This window comes from Acidisarcina polymorpha, assembly GCF_003330725.1.
GTDB lineage: Bacteria > Acidobacteriota > Terriglobia > Terriglobales > Acidobacteriaceae > Acidisarcina > Acidisarcina polymorpha.
The window spans coordinates 1820517-1845177 of the sequence record NZ_CP030840.1 but is presented as its reverse complement, the minus strand read 5'-3'; the positions used below and the strand labels follow the sequence as shown (position 1 = coordinate 1845177).

General features: G+C 57.7%; 18 protein-coding genes. 12 read left to right on the top strand and 6 right to left on the bottom strand.

Annotated features, from left to right (window positions below; translation table 11 throughout):
- Positions 1-158 precede the first annotated feature (158 nt).
- The 3 genes from ACPOL_RS08015 to recG form a co-directional block, all read right to left on the bottom strand.
- Positions 159-2264 (bottom strand): M13 family metallopeptidase, encoded by a 2106-nt coding sequence (locus ACPOL_RS08015; RefSeq protein WP_114206588.1) that lies wholly within the window; start codon positions 2262-2264, stop codon positions 159-161.
- Between the two features lie 245 nt (positions 2265-2509).
- Positions 2510-3586, bottom strand: a complete 1077-nt coding sequence (locus tag ACPOL_RS08010) for an MlaD family protein (protein ID WP_201759115.1) — start codon at positions 3584-3586, stop codon at positions 2510-2512.
- Between the two features lie 101 nt (positions 3587-3687).
- Complete coding sequence (recG, locus tag ACPOL_RS08005) at positions 3688-5994, bottom strand: ATP-dependent DNA helicase RecG (protein ID WP_236657516.1); 2307 nt, start codon at positions 5992-5994, stop codon at positions 3688-3690.
- Between the two features lie 94 nt (positions 5995-6088).
- Here recG and ACPOL_RS08000 point away from each other — a divergent pair, with 94 nt between their 5' ends.
- The 11 genes from ACPOL_RS08000 to dnaJ all read left to right on the top strand — a co-directional run bounded on the left by ACPOL_RS08000 (position 6089) and on the right by dnaJ (position 18351).
- Entirely contained in the window at positions 6089-6679 is a 591-nt protein-coding gene (locus ACPOL_RS08000) for a sugar O-acetyltransferase (protein ID WP_201759113.1), read from the top strand.
- A 63-nt stretch (positions 6680-6742) separates the two neighbouring features.
- Complete coding sequence (locus ACPOL_RS07995) at positions 6743-7645, top strand: ABC transporter ATP-binding protein (RefSeq protein WP_114206586.1); 903 nt, start codon at positions 6743-6745, stop codon at positions 7643-7645.
- Positions 7638-8885, top strand: a complete 1248-nt coding sequence (locus ACPOL_RS07990) for an ABC transporter permease (protein WP_161557252.1) — start codon at positions 7638-7640, stop codon at positions 8883-8885. The genes ACPOL_RS07995 and ACPOL_RS07990 overlap by 8 nt, the downstream gene beginning before the upstream one ends.
- Positions 8886-9014: 129 nt before the next feature.
- Positions 9015-9641 carry a cysteine hydrolase family protein gene (locus ACPOL_RS07985; protein ID WP_114206584.1) on the top strand — a complete coding sequence of 209 codons (627 nt, stop codon included), beginning with the start codon at positions 9015-9017 and terminating at the stop codon, positions 9639-9641.
- Positions 9613-10476 carry a lysophospholipid acyltransferase family protein gene (locus tag ACPOL_RS07980; RefSeq protein WP_236657319.1) on the top strand — a complete coding sequence of 288 codons (864 nt, stop codon included), beginning with the start codon at positions 9613-9615 and terminating at the stop codon, positions 10474-10476. Before ACPOL_RS07985 ends, ACPOL_RS07980 begins: the two co-directional genes overlap by 29 nt.
- Positions 10477-10486: 10 nt before the next feature.
- A complete protein-coding gene (gene queA / locus ACPOL_RS07975) occupies positions 10487-11539 on the top strand; it encodes a tRNA preQ1(34) S-adenosylmethionine ribosyltransferase-isomerase QueA (protein ID WP_114206582.1) in 1053 nt (350 codons plus the stop codon).
- 67 nt (positions 11540-11606) lie between these two features.
- Positions 11607-12203: a hypothetical protein gene (locus tag ACPOL_RS33985; protein ID WP_201759111.1), complete on the top strand. Its 597-nt coding sequence runs from the start codon at positions 11607-11609 to the stop codon at positions 12201-12203.
- Between the two features lie 159 nt (positions 12204-12362).
- Positions 12363-15167, top strand: coding sequence for a DNA polymerase I (polA, locus tag ACPOL_RS07965; protein WP_114206581.1), 2805 nt, complete (start codon positions 12363-12365; stop codon positions 15165-15167).
- 162 nt (positions 15168-15329) lie between these two features.
- Complete coding sequence (hrcA, locus tag ACPOL_RS07960) at positions 15330-16397, top strand: heat-inducible transcriptional repressor HrcA (protein WP_114206580.1); 1068 nt, start codon at positions 15330-15332, stop codon at positions 16395-16397.
- 98 nt (positions 16398-16495) lie between these two features.
- Entirely contained in the window at positions 16496-17122 is a 627-nt protein-coding gene (locus tag ACPOL_RS07955; protein WP_114206579.1) for a nucleotide exchange factor GrpE, read from the top strand.
- Between the two features lie 95 nt (positions 17123-17217).
- Complete coding sequence (gene dnaJ, locus ACPOL_RS07950; protein WP_114206578.1) at positions 17218-18351, top strand: molecular chaperone DnaJ; 1134 nt, start codon at positions 17218-17220, stop codon at positions 18349-18351.
- A 137-nt stretch (positions 18352-18488) separates the two neighbouring features.
- On the opposite strand, the gene ACPOL_RS07945 is transcribed toward dnaJ, so the two are convergent.
- The 3 genes from ACPOL_RS07945 to ACPOL_RS07930 form a co-directional block, all read right to left on the bottom strand.
- Entirely contained in the window at positions 18489-19223 is a 735-nt protein-coding gene (locus ACPOL_RS07945; RefSeq protein ID WP_114206577.1) for an RsmE family RNA methyltransferase, read from the bottom strand.
- 376 nt (positions 19224-19599) lie between these two features.
- Positions 19600-20349 carry a type II CAAX endopeptidase family protein gene (locus ACPOL_RS07940; protein ID WP_161557251.1) on the bottom strand — a complete coding sequence of 250 codons (750 nt, stop codon included), beginning with the start codon at positions 20347-20349 and terminating at the stop codon, positions 19600-19602.
- 459 nt (positions 20350-20808) lie between these two features.
- Positions 20809-22197, bottom strand: coding sequence for an L-serine ammonia-lyase (locus tag ACPOL_RS07930; RefSeq protein ID WP_114206574.1), 1389 nt, complete (start codon positions 22195-22197; stop codon positions 20809-20811).
- Between the two features lie 173 nt (positions 22198-22370).
- On the opposite strand from ACPOL_RS07930, the gene ACPOL_RS07925 reads away from it, so the two are divergent.
- The gene (locus ACPOL_RS07925) at positions 22371-24515 is read left to right on the top strand and encodes a glycoside hydrolase family 3 C-terminal domain-containing protein (RefSeq protein ID WP_236657318.1); all 2145 of its coding nucleotides are present in this window, start codon (positions 22371-22373) and stop codon (positions 24513-24515) included.
- Positions 24516-24661 lie beyond the last annotated feature (146 nt).

The following is a 24661-nucleotide window of genomic DNA, read 5'->3' as shown; positions in this document are numbered from 1 at the left end:
AGCGGCTTTCGGCTAGTTTGACGGGCACTTCGCGGCGGCGTGAGCCGAGTCCGACGATTAAATACAAAGAACCCTATCCTTGATAGTACGCATAAAGAGATGGCTGTGGGCCCCAGGGCCTTCAATCGGCCCCGGGACATCCGTGGTTTGCCGCAGTTTTACCAGACACGGCAGGAGTTCTGCGGCATCATCGGATCGCCTTTCTTGCAGCCGAAGGCTTTGCCAAACTCGTCAAAGTTCTGCACCGAGCCGTTGGTGCGCCATTCGCCGGGGGAATGAGGGTCGGTCTTGACCATCACTCTGGCTGACTGGTCCGTCTGATTGGTGCACCAGACTTGCGCGAACGAGATGAAGTACCGCTGAGCGGGGGTGTAGCCGTCGACGGGTTGGCTGGCTGCGGGGCCTTCCGCGGCAAGGGTGCTCATCAGCGCTTGATAGGCGATGCGAAGGCCGCCGTTATCGGCGGTATTTTCGCCCAGAGTGAGCTTGCCATTCAGCTTGGCTCCCGGGACAGACTCGAAGTTGTTATATTCGGTGACCTCGCAGTCGGTCTTGGCGACGAACTGCTTCCGATCCTCCGGGGTGTACCACTCGCGCAGGTTGCCCTTGCCATCATATTGGCTTCCTTCATCATCGAAGCCGTGGGTCATTTCATGGCCAATGACGACGCCGATTGCCCCAAAATTAACGGCGGGGTCTTTGTCCGGGTCGAAGAACGGCGGCTGTAAGATCCCCGCCGGGAAGTTAATGTCGTTCATGGGTGGATCGTAGTAGGCATTCACCGTGGGCGGCGTCATCCCCCATTCCTTTTCATCCACCGGCTTGCCGATCTTGTTCAGATCGTAGGCAAACTCATAAGCAGCCGAGCGGCGAAGATTGCCGATCAGATCGTCGCGTTCCACTTTCAGGCTGGAGTAGTCGCGCCATTTCTCCGGATAGCCAATCTTGCGGCGGAATTGGCTAAGCTTCAGTTCGGCCTGCTTCTTGGTTGCATCACTCATCCAGGTCAGCGACTGGATATCTTCACCAAGAGCTTTGTCCAGCGCATCGACCAGTTTCTCCATGCTGTCCTTGGCGGTAGGAGGGAAGTATTGCTTGACCCAATCCTGGCCAACGGCCTCTCCCAGTGCGCGGTCGGTCAGTGTTGTGCAGCGCTTCCATTGAGGAGTAGGGCTGTCCTGTCCCTGGAGCTGCTTGTTGAAGAAGTTGAAGTGAGCGTCGACGAAGGGCTTAGACAGCCAGGGCGAGTCATTGTTGGCTACGTGGAAGCGGAGATAGCTCTTAATTTCATCGAGACTGCTCGACGCCAGTACCTGGTTCATTGCCTTGAAGTAATCGGGCGTTCCGACGTTCAGACTGGTCAAGGAAGACTCGTTGATTCCGGAAAAATACGAATCCCAGTTGAAGTCCGGCGAGAGTGCCTTCAATCCTGAGATGGGCATCGGGTGATAGACCTTTTGCGGGTCCCGCAATTCAACCCGAGGGACCGAGCCCTTGGCCAGAGCCGTTTCGAGATCGAGCACACTCTTTGCTTCGGCAGCCGCTTTGTCGTCGGAATCGCCGATCAGTTTGAAGATGCTCACCAGATACGCAGTATATTGTTCGCGAATCTTGACCATCCGCGCGTCAGTCTCGAGGTAGTAGTCGCGGTCGGGCAGAGTAAGTCCACCCTGGTAGGCGCCGGCGATCTGCTTGGTCGAATCCTTGGCGTCTTGTTCGGAGCCGATGTTCAAGAAGACTGGAACGCCATCCTTACTCTGCAAGGTGGCGACCAGCGACGCGAGCTGCTGTTTATCTTGCAGGCTGTTGACCGTTTCGAGCACCGGAAGCACCGGCTGGTCGCCCTTTTCATCCGCCAGAGTGGTGTTCATGCACGCAGCGAAGAAATCGCCATATTGTTGCTGCAGGGGTGTGCGATCGGGACTTGGCTGACTGGCTTTCAGCAACTCGGTGTAGAGCAGGTAGCGGTTGCGCTCGGCCAGCTCATTAAAACGCCCCCAGCGCACTTGATCGCTCGGGATGGGGTTGTTCTTGCGCCAATTACCGCAGGCGTATGCATAGAAGTTTTTGCACGGATCGGCAGTCTTGTCGATTGCGCTCAGGTCGAAGCTATGGGGGGCCTTCGGCTCTTTCGGGGTGGCGGCATCGCCGGGTGTATCCACCGGCCTCTCGGGATTGAGAAGCGGCGGGGCAGCAACTGGACTTTGTGCAAATGCTGCAGCTGTGGCAAGAAGGAGGATGACGGCGAGACGATTTGTATGCATAAGCTCCTGTGAGTGCGGCGCTTTGCTGCGGGGGAGCGTACTGCGACGGATGCTCGAGCAATCTTGCACCTGCTCCGAAAAATAACACAAGAAGCCTACGCAGTTCAGGGCTCCTTGGTTCCTGCCCGGGATTTCAGAGCATTCTCGCCTTCCGTCGTACAACCGGGAGTTGCGAGGTGCGGCTTTTCCTGGGGGAAAAGCCACGAACGGACTGACGGCCTGGCAGGTACCGGAAGTTAAATGGTTCAGAAAACTTTGACGTGGAACGTGAGGTATTTCTTGGGATTCTCGCGAATGGCAGCTATCAGGCCACGAGACTCGGTCAGCATCTGGTCGACGTTGTTGTACACCGAAGGATTGCGGACCAACTGGCCGATGGTGCCTTCGCCATTGTCGGCACGAGCCAGAATCGAGTCGAGCTTGGTGACTGTGTCATTCAGCTTCTGGGCGAATGCGGGGTCTTTGGCGATCAAGCCGAGACCGCCGCGTCCGGCGTTGACGTCGTCGAGCAATTGGCGGGCGCCGGCGGCGGATTTATTGATGTTGTTGTAGAGGGTCTCATCCTTCAACAACTTGCCGACCGTCCCTTGGCCATTGTCGAGTTGGTCGGCGATGTGCTGCAAGCGGCCTACGGTCTCGTTGGCGCGCGTGTAAAGAGTGTCGTCGGCGATCAACTTGCCAATCGAACCCTTGCCGCTGCCGATCTCATCGACCAGCTTCTGAATCTGCTGAACGGCGTCGTTGGCTCGATTGTAGAGTTCGGGGTCCTGGATCAGCTTGCCGATCGAGCCTTTGCCGCTGTTAAGGGAATCGGCGAGATTGTCGACCTTGGAGAGGATGGTATTCAGTTGTTCGATGGTCCCCTGGCTGGATTTGATGACGTCGCTGAGATTTGGGGTTTCGGTCGTCTGAAGTTCGCTGTTGTCTTGAAGTTGAGGGCCGGTAGCGACCTTGCTGCTGATGTCAATCACCGTGTCACCCAGCACGCCCACGGTCTCGAGACTGGCCTTTGAATCTGTGTGCAGACCGACCTGATACTGCTTGCTCAGCTTCATTGTGATTTCCACGGGAGTCAGCTTACGGTCGGGGACGATGCGGATCGACTTCACATTCCCGATAGTCACGCCCTCGAGGTTGACCGGAGCGCCCACTTTCAGCCCGGCGGAGTTCTCAAAGTAGGAGCGGACCGTCAGCTTGCCGGTGAACAGGCCACCGGTGCTGCCGGACATCAGGAAGACGAGGGCAATAAGTACGGCCAGTGCGACCAGAACCAGCACACCGACTTTAAGTTGCGACCACTGAACTTCTTGCTGGCTCGGCACAAGGCTCCCCCGGAACTATCCCATTCTAAACACAGTGACTGGATACTCTGGCTCGAGGCTTACGATACCAGGCTGAGCGATCCCGTTGAATACGGACAGCGTCAGCCCGCTTCCACCAGGCCATAGCGCCGTTGCCAGGCTTCCTTTAGCCGCGCCCAGACGCGAGATTTTTCTTCGGGCGTGGCTTCATTGTCGGCGCAACGAACGAACTGGGAGGCCTCTTCCTTGGCAAGTTCCAGCAGCGCCCGGTCACGAAGCAGATTGGCTACCCGGAAATCGGGAAGACCGGCTTGACGGGTGCCAAAGAACTCTCCCGGTCCCCGCTGCTGCAGGTCGAGCTCGGCGAGTTCAAAGCCATTTTGGGTGCGGACCATTGCGGCCAGGCGCTCCTCTCCCTGAGCCGAGACTTTCGCGCCGCTCCGGGTGGATCCGGTCATCAGGATGCAGTAGGATTTGGCGGCGCCGCGCCCCACTCGGCCACGGAGTTGATGAAGCTGCGCCAGACCGAAGCGTTCTGCGTGTTCGATGACCATCACGGTCGCATTGGGAACATCAACGCCGACCTCGATCACAGTGGTCGCGACCAGGACATCGATCTCGCCGCGCTGAAAACGCCGCATCGTGACTTCTTTCTCATCGGCGCTCAACCGGCCATGCAGCAAGCCAAGTCGGAGCCCGGCAAGGCTCGAGTTGCTCAGCAACTCGTACATTTCGACTGCGGATTTTAAATCTGGCGCACTGCGCGGCTTGAGCTTAGGCGCTGGTTTCTCACCAAAGAGCGACTGGGCCTTGACCGTTTTTTTCGCCGGCTTCGCAGCAGGCTTCGATTTCGCCTCATCGCCCTTCGGACCATCCTCGGGAAAGTCGAGTTCCGGCTGATCGTCTTTGGCCCCCTCGATCACCGGATAGACAACATATGCCTGGTGCCCTTTTGCGACTTGCTTGCGGACGAAATCCCATACCTCGGGAGCGCGCTCATCGGTGGTTTGGCGGGTAAGGATCGGCGTTCGGCCCGGGGGAAGCTCGTCAAGCACACTGAGGTCGAGATCGCCGTAAAGGGAAAGCGCCAGAGTACGGGGGATCGGAGTCGCGGTCATCACCAGCACATCGGGCTCGGCGTCGGTCGGTTTCTTCATCAGGCGAAAGCGTTGCAGAACTCCGAACCGGTGCTGTTCATCGACGACTACCAGCCCGAGCTTCGCGAACTCGACCTTCTCCTCAATCAGAGCGTGGGTGCCAATGACAAGATCCGTCTCGCCGCGAAAGATTTTACCCCGAACCGCCCGTTTCCGGTCCTCTTCAAGCGAACCGGTGAGCAGCGAGACATGGTAAGGCAAATTGCCTTCTGGAATCGCGGCCCGCTCGAGGAGCTTGCGAATCGACAGATAGTGTTGGGTTGCAAGGATTTCAGTCGGCGCCATCAGAGCGGCCTGGTAGCCGTTTTCGATGGCCACCAGCATTGCCTGCAGGGCGACAATGGTTTTCCCGGAGCCGACGTCTCCCTGGAGCAGCCGACGCATGGGCCCCAGGCGGCGCATATCGCCAACGATCTCTCCCAGCGCCCGCTTCTGCGCCGGAGTTGGGTGGAAGGGCAACACCTGGCGCAAGGCGAGGCGCACCCTCTCATTCGTCTCAAAGGTGATCCCAGCTCGCTCTTTGAACTTCTTGCGTTTCAATTCCAGGCCGAGCTCGAGATAAAAGAGCTCTTCGAAGATCAGTCGCCGGTGGGCGGGAGTCGACCAGGCCTGGAGGTGCGTCATTGGCGTTCCCGCCTGAGGGAAATGAACCTGTCGCAGGGCTTCCTCACGGCTGGGGAGTTGCAGCCTGGCAAGCAGCGCGGCCGGCAGCGTCTCGGAAACGTTGCCGCGGAGATCTTCGAGCAAGTCATAGATGGTGCGGCGAATCCAGCGAGAGGCGAACCGGCTGCCCCCGAGCGATTCATAAACTGGAGTGATCCGGCCGACTTCCAGTAAGCGGCTCTGCTCATCGTCGTGATCGTCCGGCAAAATCTCAAATTGCGGCTGGATCATTTTGAAGCTGCGGCTGGAGCGGCTCGGTTCAACCTTGCCGTAGAGAGCGACCATCTGGCCTGGCTTAAACCTGTCTTTGAGGAAGGCGCCATGGAACCACATCGCCTTGAGGGTCGACAAATTCTGGCCGATGGTCATCTCGAAGATCGGGATGGACCGGGTGCGCAGGAGAACCGTGCCACGCACCTCGCCAATGACGCTCGCCATCTCTCCGGCCTTCAGCGCCTCTACCGGAGTGGGGTGCAGGCGGTCTTCATAGCGAAAAGGCAGATGATAAAGTAGGTCTTCGACGCAGAGGACGTTCTTCTCGGCAACAGTCTTGGCGATGCCTGGACCAATGCCTTTAACGAACTGGATAGGGGTGTCGAGCGACAGCACAGAGACGATGCTAGAGCATTTTCGGCGCTTTCCGAAACTTTCGGAGAAAGTGCTCAAATGCCTCGGGCCATTGCGTGAAGTATTTGAGTGATTCATGTCTGAAATAGATTTGCGCAGCGAAAAAGAAAAGATGCTGGCAGGGGACCTTTACCGGGCCGTGGGCCCGGAGCTTGCGGCAGATCTCATGCACGCGGATCGAGTGTTGCGCGACTACAACGCAACCAGCCTCACCGAAGCCGGAGCCCGGCTTGGTTTGCTGAAGGAGTTGTTGGGCTCGGTCGGCGACGGCGTGACGATCCGCCCTCCGTTTCTCTGTGATTATGGTTACAACATTCACATTGGGCGCGACTCCTTCGTGAACTTCGGATGCGTCTTCCTGGATGTGGTTTCGATCGTTCTCGGCGAGAACTGCCAGGTTGGTCCTGGAGTCCACCTCTATACCGCCGACCATCCTCGCGACGCCCAGTTGCGCCGCCAAGGATACGAATCGGGAGCACCGATACACATCGGTAAGAATGTCTGGCTTGGCGGAGGCGCCATCGTTGTGCCTGGTGTGAATATCGGCGATGACGCGATCGTCGGCGCCGGCAGCGTCGTCACGCGCGATGTTCCTCCTGGTGCGACCGTGGCTGGAAATCCAGCGAGGATCCTGCGTCCAAAAGAGTATGGCAGCCGAACTCGATAGCGCGGTCCATCATATCGCTCACTTCGCCTGCTACACTGGCCCCATCTTCAGGGAGAAGCCCGGATGGCGGTTGTTGAGTTGGACCGGATTTCCAAGTCTTACGACAAGAAGGTCGCCGTGCAGAACCTCAGTCTGCGCATTGAACCCGGTGTCATGTTCGGCCTACTGGGGCCTAACGGTGCGGGGAAGACTTCGAGCATCCGCATGATGATCGGGGTGACGCTGCCGGATTCGGGCACAGTGACTCTCTTCGATGAACCGTTCACCCGAAAGGCGCTGGCGCGAGTCGGCTATCTGCCGGAAGAGCGCGGCCTTTACAGGAAAATGAAGGTGGTCGACCAGCTGGTATTCATGGGACAGCTGCACGGCCTGGATGCCGGTGTCGCCCAATCCCGCGCGCAACAATGGGCAGAGCGTCTCCAGATTGCCGAGTCTCTGGAGAAGAAGACCGAAGAATTGTCCAAGGGCATGCAACAGAAGATCCAGTTCATTGCGACGCTGCTCCATGATCCCAGCCTCATCATTATGGATGAGCCTTTCTCGGGGCTGGATCCGGTGAACGCGATCCTGCTGCAGGACACGCTGATCGAGCTCAAGAACAGGGGAAAGTCGATCCTCTTTTCGACCCACCGCATGGACCAGGTAGAGAAGCTCTGCGACGCGATCAGCCTGGTGAATCGAGGGACAGTCGTTCTCGCGGGCACGATGCGAGAGGTGAAATCGCGCTACGAGCGAAACCGGGTGGTAATCGAGTTTGAGGGAGACGATTCGTTTCTGCGCCACGAGTCGATCGCCGAGTACAAGAACTATGCTGGCCACGCGGAGCTGAAGCTTAAAGACGGCGCCGATCCGCAGGCATTGCTGCGGGAGGCGGTTGCTAAGGCGCGCATCGGGAAGTTCGAATTGGTCGAGCCTTCGCTTGAGGAGATATTTATCCAGACGGTCGGGGGAAATGCCGATGCATAACGTCTGGTTGATCGCGAAGCGCGAATATCTGGAGCAGGTCCGCGGCAAAGCCTTCAAAATTACGACGATTCTGATTCCCGGCATTTTCCTGGGGATATTCTCGATCGTCTATCTTGCCGGTAAGAATTCCGGCACGGGCAAACACGTTGCTGTCGCCTCGAGTGATACAGTGCTTGCCCATCGCGTTCAACAGCAACTGCTGAGTGACAAAGACGCGCGGATGAGTGTCGATGTGGTGGCGCCCGCTAGCGACCAGGATCGTCAACATCTGACCGAGAGCGTTGACCGCAAAGAACTGGATGGCTTCCTATGGCTGGAAGCGGCAGCCGGACAGATGCCGCTCTCAGCAACATATGAATCGCGGACCTCGGGCGACTTTACGACCGTAACGCGGTTGACCGATGCGGTTACCCGCGCCGCAATGCAACAGCAACTCACTGCTCGAGGTATACCGGCCGGGGAAATCGAATCGCTGACCAAAGACGTCAAGGTCACAACTTTGCAGGTGCAGAACGGCAAAACCAGCAGCAGCAACGCCGCCGGCACTTTCTGGGCGGCCTACATCATGGCGTTTCTACTCTCCTTTACGGTGGTCATGTACGGGATGAACGTTGGCCGTTCGGTTATTCAGGAGAAGACCTCGAGGATCTTCGAAGTCATGCTCGCCTCGGTCAGGCCGGAAGAGATGCTGGCGGGGAAGTTAATTGGCATCGGGTCAGTCGGTATCACCCAGATCGCGATTTGGATTGTTGCCGCTGGTCTCTTTGCCGGCAGCGCCATCGCAGGCAGACTGATGTCCGGAGAGATGTCCATTCATGTCGCTCCGGTAGAAATCGTCCTTTTCGGCGTCTACTTTGTTCTCGGTTATGTGCTCTATAGCGCCTTGTTCGCTGGGCTCGCGGCGACGGTCAGCACCGAACAGGAATTGCAGCAATACAGCCCTCTGGCTGCCGTGCCTATCTGGTTGAGCTTTGGCATGATCTCGTTCATCGTGAGCAATCCAAATTCGATATGGTCGGTCGCGATCTCAATGTTTCCCCCGTGCGCCCCGATCACCATGTTCCTGCGCATGGCTTCGCAGTTTCCGCCGTGGTGGCAGATCGCTGCCTCGATTTTGTTGATGCTGATGACGATCGTGCTCGTGTTGTGGGTCGCATCGCGCGTCTATCGCGTGGGCATCTTGATGTACGGAAAGCGGGCAACACTGCCGGAGATGATCCGCTGGTTGAGGTATAGCTGACAAGAGCAGATGGGATGAGAAGGCCTCAGAAGCCCGCATGGATTACGGCTTTCGCTTGACCGGGATTCGCGGGGTAAACCATGAGACTCCAATTCCGACGGGCGGGGCTCTGTGCCGAAGGGAGCATAAATGGCAGACACTTTCACGATTGATCCGGTCCGCACGGCCGTCTTGAGCATGGATTGTCAAGCCGGCATTGTTTCCATTTACACCCGAGAGAACAAAGATACATTTCTGGTGCGAGTCGCTAATGTTCTCAATCACGCTCGTACTATTGGCATGACCATCATCCACATCCAGGTCGGTTTTCGACCGGGACACCCCGAGATCAGTTCCCGGAACGCAGTTCTCGGCGCAATCAAGTCCTCCGAGCAGCATCAGCGGCTATTTCAGGACCCGCTTGGAGCGATCCCGGAGCCGATCGCACCGCACGCTGATGAAATCGTTATAACCAAGCACCGCATCAGCGCCTTCGCCGGCACCGATCTCGCTATGATTCTTCGCGCCAAAGACATCGATACGTTGGTTCTCTACGGCATTGCGACCAGTGGCGTCGTTCTCTCTACTCTGACTGAAGCTACGGATGCTGACCACCGGGTTGTGGTTATTGGCGATTGTTGCGCCGACCTGGACTCCGCGCTTCACGATTGCCTTGTTCAGCGATTCTTTCCGACGCGCGGGCCGGTCTTCTCGTCTGAAGGATTTATCGCTGCTTCGCCAAGGACAAATGAGCAGAGAACGGATACACAATCGTGAAAAGCTCCTGCAGGGCAGATCAGATGCACTGACACAAACCGGCTTCAGACGGGAGGATCGAAGCTCGTCAGCGGTTTGCTGGCAGGTCTTCACTCGCCCGCCCGATGCGGCCAATAGAATGGTCAGTGTGAGCCCGGTGTCAGAGCGCAGACGTTTTTCTTTTGGACAGCGTTTAGCGCTGGCGACGGTTCCCCCCTTGGTGGCGTTGTTGCTGCGGGCGATCGGCGCTACGCTTCGCTTCGAATATGTGGTTGAACCAGGGCTCGTTCCTCCCACCAAAGCAACTCCTGGAATCTACTGCTTCTGGCATCGTTGCGCGCTTCCGGCACTGCTTTACTTTCACGGAAAGCTTCGCTGCTCGATCCTGGTCAGTCAAAGCTTCGATGGCGAACTGATCGCTCGTACGATTGAGCGGTTTGGCTTCGATGCGGTGCGTGGTTCAAGTTCGCGCGAGGGAGCGGCAGGGCTGCTGGGTCTGAAACGCGCCATCGATGCGGGCTTTATCGCTGTGTTCACCGCGGACGGCCCGCGCGGACCCCGCTTCAAGACCAAAGTTGGCCCGGTGAAACTTGCCCAGATGAGCCAAATGCCGGTCGGCATTCTGTATTTACTCCCAGAGCGGGCGTGGGTGGCAAACTCCTGGGATGGCTTCCTCATTCCGAAGCCCTTTTCCCGTGTCGCTGTAAGCTGGGCACATAAGGTAAATCCTCCGGTCTCAAACGCCGGCTCGGAAGAACTGGAAGCGGTGCGAATGCAGGTGGAGGTAGCCATGGAGCGGGCCCGCCGTCTGGCCGAGGAGTACTTCGCCATCGGATCAGGCGCTGACCGGAAGTAGAATCGACTTCGTGCTTGTCTCCGATTTCAACTTCGAACTACCCGAAGAACTCATCGCGCAGCAACCTCCGGCAGAACGGTCCGGCGCACGGATGCTGGTGCTTGACCGGCAATCCGGGAGGTGGCGGGACGCATGGTTTAGCGACTTTCCCGATTTGCTTCACCCCGGCGACGTTTTAGTGCTGAACGACAGCCGGGTAATTCCGGCGCGTCTCCTCGGACATAAGGCGAGTGTGGCACAGAGCGGCAAGATTGAAGCGCTGCTCACTCAACAAGTAAACGAATGGGAGTGGACGGCTCTGGTTCGGCCGGGCCGCAAGGTGCTGTTAGGCGATACCCTGGTGTTTGCCTCCGACAATGGAACGTCGCTTACAGCCGAGGTCGTGGATCGCGGCGAGTTTGGGGAGCGGCTGCTTCGCTTTCATCCCGTTCCTAATTTTTTCAGTCAGCTGGAAAAAGTCGGCCATATGCCACTGCCGCCGTATATTCGGCGTCAAGATACGAGCGGTGACCGGCAACGCTACCAGACTGTTTTTGCAGAGCGGCCGGGTTCGGCGGCGGCTCCGACGGCGGGATTGCACTTCACGCCAGAGGTGCTGGAGCGAATCCGGGCGAGGGGCGTGACGGTAGTCTTCATCACGCTGCACGTCGGGTTGGGAACGTTTCAACCGGTGCGGGTGGATCGAGTCGAGGACATTCGGCTTCACGCGGAACCTTACACCTTGCCGGCACAGACGGCAGATGCGATTAACGCCGCACTGGCTGAGAACCGGCGAGTGATTGCTGCCGGAACGACGACTGTCCGCACCCTGGAGCACTGCGCCCTGGCAGCAAAAGGCAGGCCGTTGGCGGCGCATGCCGGGACGACCAGCATTTTTATCTCGCCGGGATACGAGTTCCGCATCGTGAGCGGCCTGCTGACCAACTTCCATCTGCCGCAATCCACTCTGTTGATGCTGGTAAGTGCCTTTGCCGGACGCGAAGCGGCGCTAGCTGCATACAGGCATGCAATCGCGGAGCGGTATCGCTTCTTTTCCTATGGGGACTGTATGTTTCTCTCATGAGGCAACGCGGGCCGCGTGGAACATCATCTCTCTTGAAGCGAACAAAAAGCGTAAAGGAGATTGACCGATGGCCGATCGGAAGGCGTCGCCGGAGACGAACGAGACAACGACATCGAATGACAAGCTGCAGCAGGCGATAGAGCGTGCAGAACGCGCCGAAGCTGAGCTGGCGCGGCTCAAAGCAGGAGCCGGGCGGGAACCTGCTCTTGAGGTCGAGGCAGCGGCGAGTGGCATCGACCGAGAAGCTATCGATGGTGATGGTGAGGAGGATGGCGAGGCCGCCCTGCGTAAAGACTCGATGATGGCCCACCTGATGGATTCTCTCGATGCCGGGAAGGACATCGGCCACTATGGTCGGCTGGTCTTTGCGATGGTGGCGCGTCATTTTCTTCCCGGCGAAGAGGTGGTTGGCTGGCTGACCCGCGACCCGGATTTTAGCGAAGAGCAGGCGGTGCTGATGTTGCGCCAGGTGGAAGGGCGCGACTACAACCCTCCGAAGCGGGAGCGCATTCTCGCCTGGCAGGCGGAGCAGGAGTTTCCGATATTGCCGAACCCCGAAGATCCGGACTGCGGCAACTTGTATCGCAATCTGAAGTTTCCGGACTCGATCTACCACCACATCGAGGAATATCAAGAACACAAGATCCATTCCGAATCGGTGTAGCTGCTCGCGGGCAGCTACACATAGCTAGAAAAAGAAGCACCTTCAGTGTCATACCGAGCGTTTCGTTCGGCGGCCTCTTCAACGCAGAGAGCCTCGATCGCTCTTCTGCGGCGGGTGGATTCAAGGTACTTCTGCTGGAATCAGCTAGACTTTTGATCGATGGCTAATTCGGCTCCGACCTCTTTGCAAAGTAAGCCGCCGGTCTTTCTGCTCGACTCGATGTCGTTCATCTTTCGTGCCTACCACGCGATGCAGCGGCAGCGGCCGATGTCAACGCGGACCGGTGTGCCGACGGCAGCGACCTTTGTTTTCGTCAACATGATCAACAAGCTGCGGCGTGATTTCTCTCCGGAATACTTTGCCGCGGTCTTCGATGTCAGCGGTCAAGTCTTTCGCGACGAGCGCTCGAAGGCGATGACCGCGGTCAAGAAGTTCAATATCAAGACCCAGGCCTTTGAGGAGATTGACTACCTTGGCTACAAGGCCAACCGCACCGAGATGCCTCCAGACTTGGCGCAGCAGTTGCCTTATATTCGCCGCGCGCTGGATGCCTTTCATATACCCATCTTGCAGGCGGAAGGCTTTGAGGCGGACGACGTGATCGGCACCCTCGCCAAGCAGGCTGCGGAGGCCGGCCATTGCGTCTTTGTGGTTTCGAACGACAAGGACATGCTGCAGCTGGTGACCGATAGCGTGAAGGTGCTCAACCCAGCGAAGGACAACCTGGTTCTCGACCGTGAGAAGGTCATCGAGACGCTGGGAGTTCCTCCAGAACGGGTAGTCGATGTGATGGCGCTCCGGGGCGACTCGATCGATAACATCCCTGGAGCTCCCGGAATTGGCGATAAAGGATCAGTCGAGTTGATCCAGCAGTTTGGCTCGGTCGAGGCGGCGCTCGATCACGCCTCCGAGGTGAAACGCAAGACCTATCGCGAGTCGCTCGAGAATAATCGCGACAACATCATGCTCAGCAAGGAGCTGGTGACGATCCATTGCGAGGTTCCGGTACCGCTCGATCTTGAAGCAATGCGCACCCAGAAGCCTGACGTGACCGCGTGCCGGGCATTGTTTACTGAGCTCGAATTTACGTCGCTGCTGAAGGAGCTGGCGCCGGAAGCGGAGAGCGTCGCCACCGAGTTTCTCCTGGAACCAACCCAGGAACAGGTCAGCCGGTTTCTCGAGGTGGCGAGGAAAGACGGATTTGCGCTCGGGCTCGAGACGTCCATCCTTGAAACCGTTGCGGAGCAAGTAAGCGAGCAGGAGACCGAAGCGGTAGAAGAAGCGGAACCCGCTCTTAAGAGCTTGTCGTTCATGGGGATGTTTGAGGCCGCTGAGCAGGCTGAGACGGCGGAAAACCCGAAAGATATCGAGCCGGAAGGAATCCGGATTGGGGTATCGACCGAGCCTGGCGTGGGTTTGATCCTGAGAGTGGGTCACGCTCAGGATGCGGAGTTGCGGGCATTGCTCGAAGACCCCTTGATTCCTAAGCGTGTCCACGACTTGAAAGGAACCCTGCGGACATTGCAGCAGCACGGTGTCGAGCTCGCCGGCGCGAACGATGACCTGATGTTGTATTCCTATCTCATCAATCCGACCCATGCGAGTCACCGATTGGCGGACGTGGCGGCGCGTTTTACGAGTCGTCCACTTCAGGAGCTTGGGGAAGCGCAGCTGGCGGAAGCAGCGCACGTGATTCGCGGACTGACCCCGGTGTTGCGCGAGGATATCGGCTCCCTCGACGAGCGCCGCGTTTATGAGGAGATCGATCTCCCGCTGGTGCCAATTCTGCTGAAGATGGAGACGGTTGGGGTGCGGATCGATTCTGAAGTTCTCAACCGCATGGCGGAAACTCTCACTTCAGAGATGCATCGGGTGGGCGAGACCATCTATGAGAAGGCCGGGCATCGCTTCAATATCAACTCACCGAAGCAGCTCGGTGACATTCTCTTCAACAAGATGAACCTGCCCAAGCCACTCAAGTATGGCAAGGGCAAGGTGGTTTCGACAGCGCAGGATGTGCTCGAGGAACTGGCTACGCACAGCGAAGTGCCGAGGCTGGTGCTCGAGTATCGTTATCTGGCCAAGCTGAAATCGAACTACGTCGACTCGCTGCCGTTGCTTGCCGACCGCGACGGTCGTGTGCATACCACCTTCAACCAGGTGGGGACGGCGACCGGACGACTCTCGTCGACCAATCCGAATTTGCAGAATATTCCCATCAAGACTGCTTTGGGCCGAGAGATCCGCGCAGCGTTCATCGCCGCTCCGGGGCGAACGCTGCTCTCGGCTGATTATTCGCAGATTGAGTTGCGCCTGATGGCGCACTTCTCTGACGACCCGCTACTGCTGAACGCCTATCGCACCAACCAGGACATTCATACGCTGACCGCGTCGGAGGTCTTCGGCGTGCCACACGACAGTATGGATAAAGAAACGCGCAATCGCGCGAAGGCGGTGAACTTCGGCATCGTTTACGGTATTTCGCCGTTTGGCTTGGCGCAGCAATTGGGCATCGATCAGCACCAGGCGCGGCTCTATATCGAGACCTACTTCGCGCGCTACAGCGGGGTGCGCACCTACATTGACAGGCTTCTCGAAGAGGTGCGCCGAGAGCAGAAGGTGCGGACCGTCTTTGGGCGGGTACGGCCGATTCCCGATATTCAAAGCCGTAATGCGAACCTTCGAGGATTTGCCGAGCGGACGGCGGTGAACACGCCTCTCCAAGGGACGGCGGCGGACTTGATCAAGCTCGCCATGATCCGCATCGACCGGCGGCTGACTTCAGAGAATCTCGAGACCGCGATGACGTTGCAGGTGCATGACGAATTGCTCTTCGATGTGCCGGAGAATGAAGTCGATCGAGTTCGAGCGCTGGTGAAAGAAGAGATGGAGGGCGTCATCGAGTTGAAGGTTCCATTGGTTGCCGATTGTGGAGTGGGTGCGAATTGGCGGGATATGGTGTAAGCGGCTGAGAGTGCTCGGGCATTAAGCTTGCTGTACGTGGGTTCACTGCGCCGACGGTCTCCTCAGCTTGACACCCAATCGTCATCTTCCTAGAATCAAATAGGAAGAGTCTACCCGAAACACCGCTACGACAGGAGATGTTTCAAGGGCTGATGGGAAATCATGGCTGGCGAAATCAGGCTTAGTCCGCGGGAACGGGCGGTGCTTACCGCTATTATCGAGATGTACATCGATACCGGGGAGCCGGTCGCCTCGCAGGCTATCGCCCGCCAACTCGGCAATCGCGAAGGCATGAGTTCAGCGACCATTCGCAATGTGATGGCTTCGCTCGGAGATGCCGGATTGCTTGATCAGCCGCATACCTCGGCGGGCCGCATGCCCTCCGCCAAGGCCTTTCGCTTTTACGTGGAGCAGTTGAATGGTATGGCCCGCAGCGGAACGGCGGGGCTGACTCAGGATCGCCGCGATCAGATTGAAGACAGCTTTTCTGGAGTAAGCAGCCGGCAGCAATTTCTGGAGCGGACTTCGCATGTGCTGGCGCTGATCTCGAATGGAGTGGGCGTGGCAGTCGCTGCGAGCGCCGAATTTCATGAGCTCGAGCACATACACTTCTCGCGCTTGGCAGCTGGAAGGGTCTTGGCAGTGGTGGTGACCAAGGCTGGCGCGGTGCTCGACCGCGTGCTTGCGCTCGATCACGACCTCACCCATATTGAGCTTGGGACCGCAGCGAACTTCCTGAATGAGAATTTTCGCGGCTGGTCAATGGAAAAAATTCGTCGCGACCTCGAGCGGCGCATCGAACAAGAACGGCACGAGTACGATCAATTGACTCGCTCAGTCGGGGAGCTTTGCCGCAAGGGGGCGCTCGATGGCGACGGTGAAGGCCCATCTATATTTATAGAGGGAATAGGAAACTTGATTGCCAGTCAGGTCGACCGTGATCGCCTGCGTCAGCTGCTTGGCGCACTCGAGGCGAAGCGGCGGTTGATCGAACTATTGAACGCCTATGTCGATGCTCGTCAGCAGAATGTGCGAGTCGTCGTTGGGTTGGAAGAGACGATTCCGGAGATGCATAGTATGGTGTTGATCGGCGCACCTGCCTTGGTTGGAGCGGAGAGTCTGGGCACCGTGGCAGTGCTGGGGCCGGTTCGTCTGCAATACCAGGAGACGATGAATGCAGTATCATTCATCGCGCAGCTCTCGGACAGAATCCTGCAGCCTCCGCAGTAGATCCAATACAACCAGCAGGTTTCATAGCCGGCAAGTCCTAGGGAGCAGCCAAGATGGCAGGACGGCTTAAGTTAGGTAACGTGTGGAAGAAGGCATTTATGAATGACAAAACAGCAGTTGAGGATAAGACGATCACAGACGAGGAATTAGAGCTTCATCAGAATACCGACCCGGTCTCGGATCCAGCCGATGCGGTAACTACCGGGGTCGACCCCAAGGAGCCGGTGCAGGCCCCTGAGGCGACCGGAGCGCTGTCAGTTCCGTTAGAGGAGTATGAGCGAATGAAGGCGGAACGCGACCAGGTCTTCGATCGCATGGCGCGCCTCCAGGCCGAGTTTGATAATGCCCGCAAACGGGAGGCTCGAGAACGAGCAGAGTTTCGCGACTTCGCGACGGCCGGCGCAGTGGAGCAGTTTTTGCCGGTCATCGACAACTTCCAGCTGGCGCTCAAAGCCGGTGGAACCGCCGAACAGCTTCGTGGTGGAGTCGAATTGATCGTCAAGCAGATGGACGATGTGCTTCGCTCGCTCAATGTGCAACCGGTCGAAACGGTCGGCGCCCAGTTCGATCCCCATGTTCATGAGTCTATCGATTCGGTCGAACGAGTCGATCTACCAGATCAGCAGGTCCTCGAAGAAGTCCGTCGCGGGTATCGTATGAAGGAGCGTCTCCTGCGGCCTGCGCTGGTTCGCGTGGTCAGCAACCGTGGATCGGCTTCGGCGTAAATGGCGACCCGGCGGGTTGAAGCAGTTGAGAGAAAAAGCGCAACCTTTTTGTTTTTGAACATTTTCGCATCTAGGAACCCCAGCTAGAAAGAGATATGAGTCCAGCAAACAACGTGAGCAAACTCGACTATTACGAAGTGTTAGGCGTAACCCGCGATGCGAGCGATCAGGAGCTGAAGACGGCCTATCGCAAGATGGCCATGCAGTTTCATCCCGACCGCAACCCCGGGGATGCCGAAGCCGAAGAGCGATTCAAAGAGTGCAGCGAAGCCTATCAGGTTCTGACCGACGCGCAAAAGCGCGCCGCTTATGACCGGTATGGACATGCTGGGGTGAGCGGCGCCGGCGGCAATGGCAGCCCGTTTACCAACGCGCAAGATCTCGGCGATATCTTTGGCGACCTGTTCGGCGAGATGTTCAACGTCGGCGGCAACAACCGGCGTCCGTCGCGCGCGCAGCGCGGCCGGGACCTCCGCTACGAGATGTCGATCGCCTTTGAAGAAGCGGTCTTTGGTAAAGAGACCGAGATCAGCATTCACCGGATGGAAGCCTGCGATGATTGCCAAGGCACCGGGACCCGGAACAAACAGGGGCCGACCACCTGCGCGCAATGCCAGGGAAGAGGACAAGTTCGCTACCAGCAGGGGTTCTTCTCGATCGCCCGCACTTGCAATGTGTGCGGCGGCACCGGCAGCATGATCACGAATCCATGCCCAACTTGCCGGGGCGAGGCGCGCGTCAGCCGGGATCACAAGATCGTGGTGAACATTCCCGCAGGCGTGGAGGAGGGCACGCGCATTCGCTATCAGGGCGAGGGCGACGCCGGCCGTTTTGGCGGCCCGAGCGGCGATCTCTACATTGTCCTGGCAGTCAAGGCGCATGAGTTCTTCGAGCGGGACGGGAACGATCTCCATTGCGTGATGCCGATCTCGATGCCGCAGGCGGCCCTCGGTGACGAGTTGGCCATTGCCACTCTCGAAGGCGAAACTACGCTGAAGATTCCCGAAGGCACGCAGAGTGGCAAGGAGTTCCGCATTCGCGGCAAGGGTGTGCCTTATCTCAACGAACGCGGGCGCGGCGACCTGGTCGTTGAGGTCGCGGTGCAGACGCCGAAGAAACTGACAAAGGTGCAGCGCGAGTTGCTACGGCAGCTGGCGGAAACGCTGACGGTTGAGAATAAACCGACTTCTCGAAGTCTATTCGCTAAGGTCAAAGAGATTTTCAGCTGAGAGTCAGTGGTCTGAGCTTAACTCGCCGCTGGAGTTATCGAGGCATTTCACTCCCGCGTCGAACGGGCGAGGCGGCTGCTCTAAGGAAGATCGCCAGCGGCTGGATTCCACGTTTGGCACCGGCATCGAAATACTATCTAGTCGAGCAATGCGGCGAGTGTAGAGACGGCAGCGATTGCAGCCGTCTCCGCCCGCAAAATACGCGGACCCAGGCTCACGGGCTTCCATGCTTCTCCGGAAAATAGAACATCCTCCTCCGGCGCCCACCCGCCCTCCGGTCCGACCGCCAGCCAGATTTCTTGATCTTCCGGGAGCGATGCTCCGCCTTCTTCATATTCGATAGCATCTCGAAGCATCACCGAACGCTCGCGCTCGGCGAGCAGAAGGCGCAACGCATGGGGCGCCTGACCGACAACATCCTTAAGAGGAGCCGGATCCTGAATTCGCAACAAATCTGAACGCCGGGATTGCTGAGCGGCCTCCCGCGCAATGCGACGCCATCGCTCCACCCGCGCCGTCGAAGCTTGCGCGAGGTGCTTCTCGGTTCGCCGCGCAATCACCGGAACGATGCATGCCGCGCCTAGTTCGGTGACCTTCTCGATCGCCCACTCCATTCGATCAAACTTGAAGACGGCGAGGACCAGCGTGATAGGAAGAGCGGCTTCGGCTTCCACATCTTCGCCGAGGAGAAATCTCACTGCGCCCTCTTCGATCTCGGAGATGACTGCGCGACGCACGCGATCGCCGGCGACAAGGTCGAAGACCATACCCGGTCGAGCGCGGAGCACACGAACCAGGTGCATCGCCGGGCTACCGCTCAAGGTCGCGTGCGATTCGTCCCACTGATCAGCGATCCATCGGCGCCGCGTCATCTTCTCTCATCCTAGTTGTTCTCGTTTGTCAGACGAGAGCTTGCTCTTCAAACTTATTCGCAGAAACACGTTGGGGAGCGCAATGAGCGCTCCCCAACTGTGTTGCCTGTTGCAGTGACTACTTCTTTTTGGCGGCCTTCTTCGCTGGTGCCGCCTTCTTTGCTGGTGCCTTCTTGGCTGCCTTCTTGGTTGCCATTGTTGTTTGTTCTCCCTTTTCGATTTGACATCGAGACTGCAGTACAAAAGCTGCAGTTAACGAAAGGTATAGAGATCAGAAAAAAGCGTGTCAAGAAAAAAATCAACTTTCGTACATCCGTGTTTGTACTTTGGAATCGCAGGAGTCACGGAAGCAGTTTATTTGAACGCTGACTCTCTCCTAGAAAAGACCGAGAGGCACACGGGCGTGCTTCAAGAACCAGAGCACGAGGCCGGTGATCGAGTCGTGCCATGCATGCGCGATCATTCCAGCTCGAAGACTTTTGCGACGGATGGCGAGGATGCTGAAGAGTGCTCCGTAGGCAGTAATCATCAGCATTCCAGCGATTCCTTCATATCCGTGCGCGGCACCGAAGAGGACCGCCGAGACGAGGACACCGACCCAGATATGGCCGGTCGCGCGAGCGAATTGCTGCTGAAGATAGCCGCGAAAGAGAAACTCCTCGCACATTCCGGCGGAGAGGCTCAGCGCAATCCAGAGAATTGCTTCGGGCACACTCGCCGGAGCGAGCTGACTGATTTGTTTTTGCGCGCTCTCGAGATGGAGCAATCGAAGCAAGACTGCCAACACTGCGAGCACCATCAACGAAACGATCCAGAAGACGGCGGCTGCTCCCACGTCGAGTAAGAATGCTTTACGTCCGGGACGACGCTCGCCCAGCAACTCTCGAAGCGGGGTCTTCTTCAATCGGATTCCCCAGTAGGTAAGTGCGGCAAGGACCCATTCCCACGCAAGGGTCACTCCATAGTTGGCGAGATGATGGCCAGACATCGAAGTCTTTGCAGGACGCAACGATCCCAGCACCGAAGTTGCCGCGATCAAAATGACGATGAGTGCGGTGTGCCACCAGGGAGCGATGGTGCTCCGGCTAGCTTTCTGATCAAGTGAGAGCTCTGATTCTACTGTCATTCCAACTGTCGTATTCAGTTTCCTGGTCTCTTCGCTTGATGACATCGTGCGAGAGGCTTTCGGTATCCTTATTAATCTAAGCCTACTCGGTGGAGGAGTCTGTTGATCGAGAACTTTGGGGAAACTTTCATGCTCGCCTCCACTCCAGCGGCCACGCGGCCAGAAATCCGCTTCGCCATGGTTGCGGATCTATTCCGGAGCGGATGGCTACTTCACGATCGACGTGATGCGGGCACTACCTTACTACTACGAGAATGGGGCGCCCGCGACGATCTCGTTCAGGTGAGATGGTAATAGTCGGCTGCTAGACGAAACTCCCGTCTGAAAAAGTCGGCAGCCTTTCGCGCTCTCGTTGTCGGGGCGAGCCGCGGCGCGGGTGGAGAAGTTACTTCAGCGGCTGACAGAGGTGAGCTATGACGGGTGTCGTTCAGCGTCTCACCGAAGTGAGGATTACTTCCATCAGCACTCGATCACATTCAAGGCGAGGCCGGCCAGCGATGTCTCCTTATATCGTGACTGCATGTCCAGACCCGTGAGGTACATGGTGCGGATGATCTGATCGAGCGAGATCTTATGTCCATCGGTCTCGTTCATGGCCATGCGGCAGGCATGGACGGCTTTGACTGCACCCATCGCGTTGCGCTCGATGCAGGGAATCTGCACCAGTCCTCCAATCGGATCGCAGGTCATCCCCAGATTGTGCTCCATGCCGATTTCGGCCGCGTGCTCGATCTCTTCGTTGCTGCCGCCCAGAGCGGCGACCAGTGCTCCGGCTGCCATCGAGCAGGCGACTCCGACTTCCCCCTGGCAGCCAACCTCTGCGCCACTGATCGAAGCATTCTCCTTATAAAGGATGCCGATTGCGGCCGAGGTGAGGAAGTAGCGGAGCAGCCCATCCTCATCTGCTCCGTTGATAAAGTTCTGATAGTAGAGCGCCACAGCTGGGACAACTCCTGCTGCTCCATTGGTCGGCGCGGTGACGACGCGGCCGCCGGCGGCGTTTTCTTCATTGACTGCCATTGCGTAGACCGTGACCCAGTCGAGCGGCGCGAGCGGATCACCGCCTCTGCTTCTGAGACCCTTCGTGGTCAATCGTTCCGCAAGTTGCTTCGCACGACGCCGGACGTTCAGTCCTCCGGGAAGAATTCCCTCGGTTGACATGCCCCGTTCGACGCATGCCCGCATGACGTGCCAGATATTTAGAATCCCGGAACGTACTTCTTCCGCGCTGCGATGCTCGCTTTCGTTCGCTAGCATTAACTCGGCGATCGTTATGCCATGGGTTGCAGCGGTCGCTAGTAACTCGGCGGCACTGGTGAACGGGAAGGGAATAGAAGATGCTGAGCCCGGAAGCGAGGGCGCTGTTTCTCCGTCGGCAATGACAAAACCGCCGCCGATCGAGAAGTAGACCTGTTCAGAGAGCAGATGGTTGGTAGCGTCGAAGGCCGAGAACTTCACTCCATTCGGATGCTGGATCGCCGCTCCGGGGGGAAACATGAGGTCGCGATGGAAGACCACATCGCCGGATTCGCGGAACGCTACCCTCTTGGTTCCGAGAAGAGCGATCGTGTTGTTGCTACGAATCTCCCCAAGCTTTGTCTCGATCGTCGCTGGATCGATGGTGCTCGCCTCTTCCCCGGTCAGTCCCAGTAGAACGGCGCGATCGGTTCCATGACCTATCCCGGTCAATGCCAAGGAACCGTAGATGTCGACTTGAATACGTTCCGTCGAAGAGAACAAGTCTCCCAGCGACGAAGCAAAGCGATGCGCTGCCCGCATCGGTCCCATGGTGTGCGAACTCGATGGGCCGATCCCGATTTTGTAAAGGTCGAAGAGGCTAGTGGTCACTTGGCGATTCTAGTCTTCGAGCGCCCATTGCTGATCGGACGACGTGATAGGCTGGTCTGCGATCGCTTCTGAATTGTCAGACTAGGCCGAGAGCCGAGAGTGAAGTGAGTTATACGGTCATGGATAGGAACGAATACTTTGTAGCATTCATGGTTTTGGTGATTCTGGCAGTCATGCCAGCGAGATCCCAGGCGCACGCTTATCCTTTCAACGATCCAGCGCTGCCGGCGGAAAAGAGGATCGACAATTTGCTGTCGCTGATGACCATCGATGAAAAGGTCGGCTGCCTTGGGACAAGAACGGGGGTGCCGCGACTCGGCGTGCCGAATATAGGAAGCTCAGAGGGGATTCATGGCGTAGTGCAGCGCGACAAAAGCCAAGGCGGATATCACGGCAGCGCGATCACCACGACGCAATTTCCGCAACCTCCCGGCATGGGTGAGTCCTGGGATCCCGACCTGGTGCGGGAGGCGGCGGGTGTTGAAGGCTATGAAGCTCGATTCATCACACAGACTCCGAAATACGACCGCCAGATACTGATGCTGTGGGGGCCACAGGCTGACCTTGCCCGCGATCCTCGCTGGGGCAGGAGCGAAGAGGTCTATGGCGAAGACCCATTCTTCAACGGAACGATGGTGACTGCATTCGTAAAGGGATTACAGGGCGACGATCCAAAGTATTGGCAGGCAGCTTCGTTGCTCAAGCATTTCCTCGCCAACAGCAATGAAAATCTGCGCACGAAGTCCTCTTCGAATTTCGACCAGCGTTTGTTCTGGGAATATTATTCGGTGCCATTCCGAATGGGTTTTCTCGATGGAGGAGCAAAGGCGGTGATGGCCTCCTATAACTCGTGGAACGGAACTCCGATGGCCATCAATCCGATCCTGAAGAGCGTCGTCGAAGACCAATGGGGGGTTGACGTGCTGTCGAGCGACGGCGGTGCGGTCAAGCTCCTGGTCACCGATCACAAACGGTTTCCAACCCAAAAAGAGGCCGTAGTCGCCTGTCTTAAGGCCGGGATCAATCAGTTTCTTGATACCTACCAGGATGAAACCAAAGCCGCCTTGAAGGATGGCTCAATCACAGAAAAAGAGATCGATGAGTTGCTCGGCAGGAAATTCCAGATAGCGATCAAGCTGGGTTTGCTTGATCCCCCGGCGACTGTTCCTTTCGCCGCGATCAAGGATTCACCCGAGCCATGGAACACCGCGAAGGACAAGGAAGTCTCGCAAAAGATGGCGCTCGAATCAGTGGTCCTGCTAAAGAACGCCAACTCATTCCTGCCGCTCAAGAAGGATTCGATCAAGTCGATAGCCGTGATTGGGCCGCTGGCTGACTCCGTGCACTGGGACTGGTACGGCGGAACTCCGCCCTACGCCATTACTCCGCTTCGTGGAATCAAGGAGGCGGTTGGCCCCAGCGTCAAGGTCAACTATGCCGCCGACGAGACCGCTCAGGCCGCAGTCAAGGCGGCAGAGGCCTCCGATGTCGCCGTAGTAGTCGTCGGCAACGACCCTACCTGCGGGCCGGATATGCCGCACGATTGGCACAACACCCCGGACGGCGGCGGGACCTTGCCCTGCACGGTGCCGAGCGATGGGCGGGAAGGGCGGGACCGCCAAGTGATCACTCTGGACCAGGAACAGTTGGTGAGACAGGTCTATGCCGTCAACCCGAAGACGGTAGTCATTTTGATTTCAAGCTTTCCCTTCGCCATCAACTGGTCGCAGGAGAATGTTCCTGCGATTCTGCACATGGCCCACTCTTCGCAGGATGAAGGCGCCGCTCTCGCCAAGGTGCTCTTCGGCGATTACAACCCCGGCGGCCGGTTAGTAACGACCTGGCCGAAATCGACCGACCAGCTACCGCCGATGATGGACTACAACATTCGCGACGGCCGGACTTATATGTACTTCAAGGGCGAGCCACTATATCCGTTCGGCTATGGCCTGAGTTATACGAGCTTCCAGTATTCGAATCTGAAGACGAGTTCTGCCGAAATCGCAAAAGATGGAACGGTGACGGTCAGCGTGGATGTGACCAACACCGGAAGCATGGCTGGCGATGAAGTTGTCCAGCTTTACGTCAAGCATTTGAAGTCCAAAGTGGAACGCCCGCGTGAGGAGTTGAAAGGGTTTCAGCGGGTCAGCATCCAGCCGAATGAGAAGAAGACGGTGACCATACCGCTCGAGGCCACCGATCTCTCCTACTGGGACGAGAAGCTGGGGAGGTTTCAGGTAGAGGCGGAGCCGGTCAGCCTGATGGTGGGTGATTCCTCGGCTGATATCAAGCTTGACGCCAAGTTGCAGATTCGATAATGCGACATTCTCTTATCAGGCTGCGGCTGTCTTGAGGAGTTTGCGGCTCATCTTGAGAGCGAGGTATCTGAGATTAAGCCGATATCACTGCACATCATAGAGCGTGACGATAGCGTCCTGATTTGATCAATAGGACACTACCGAAT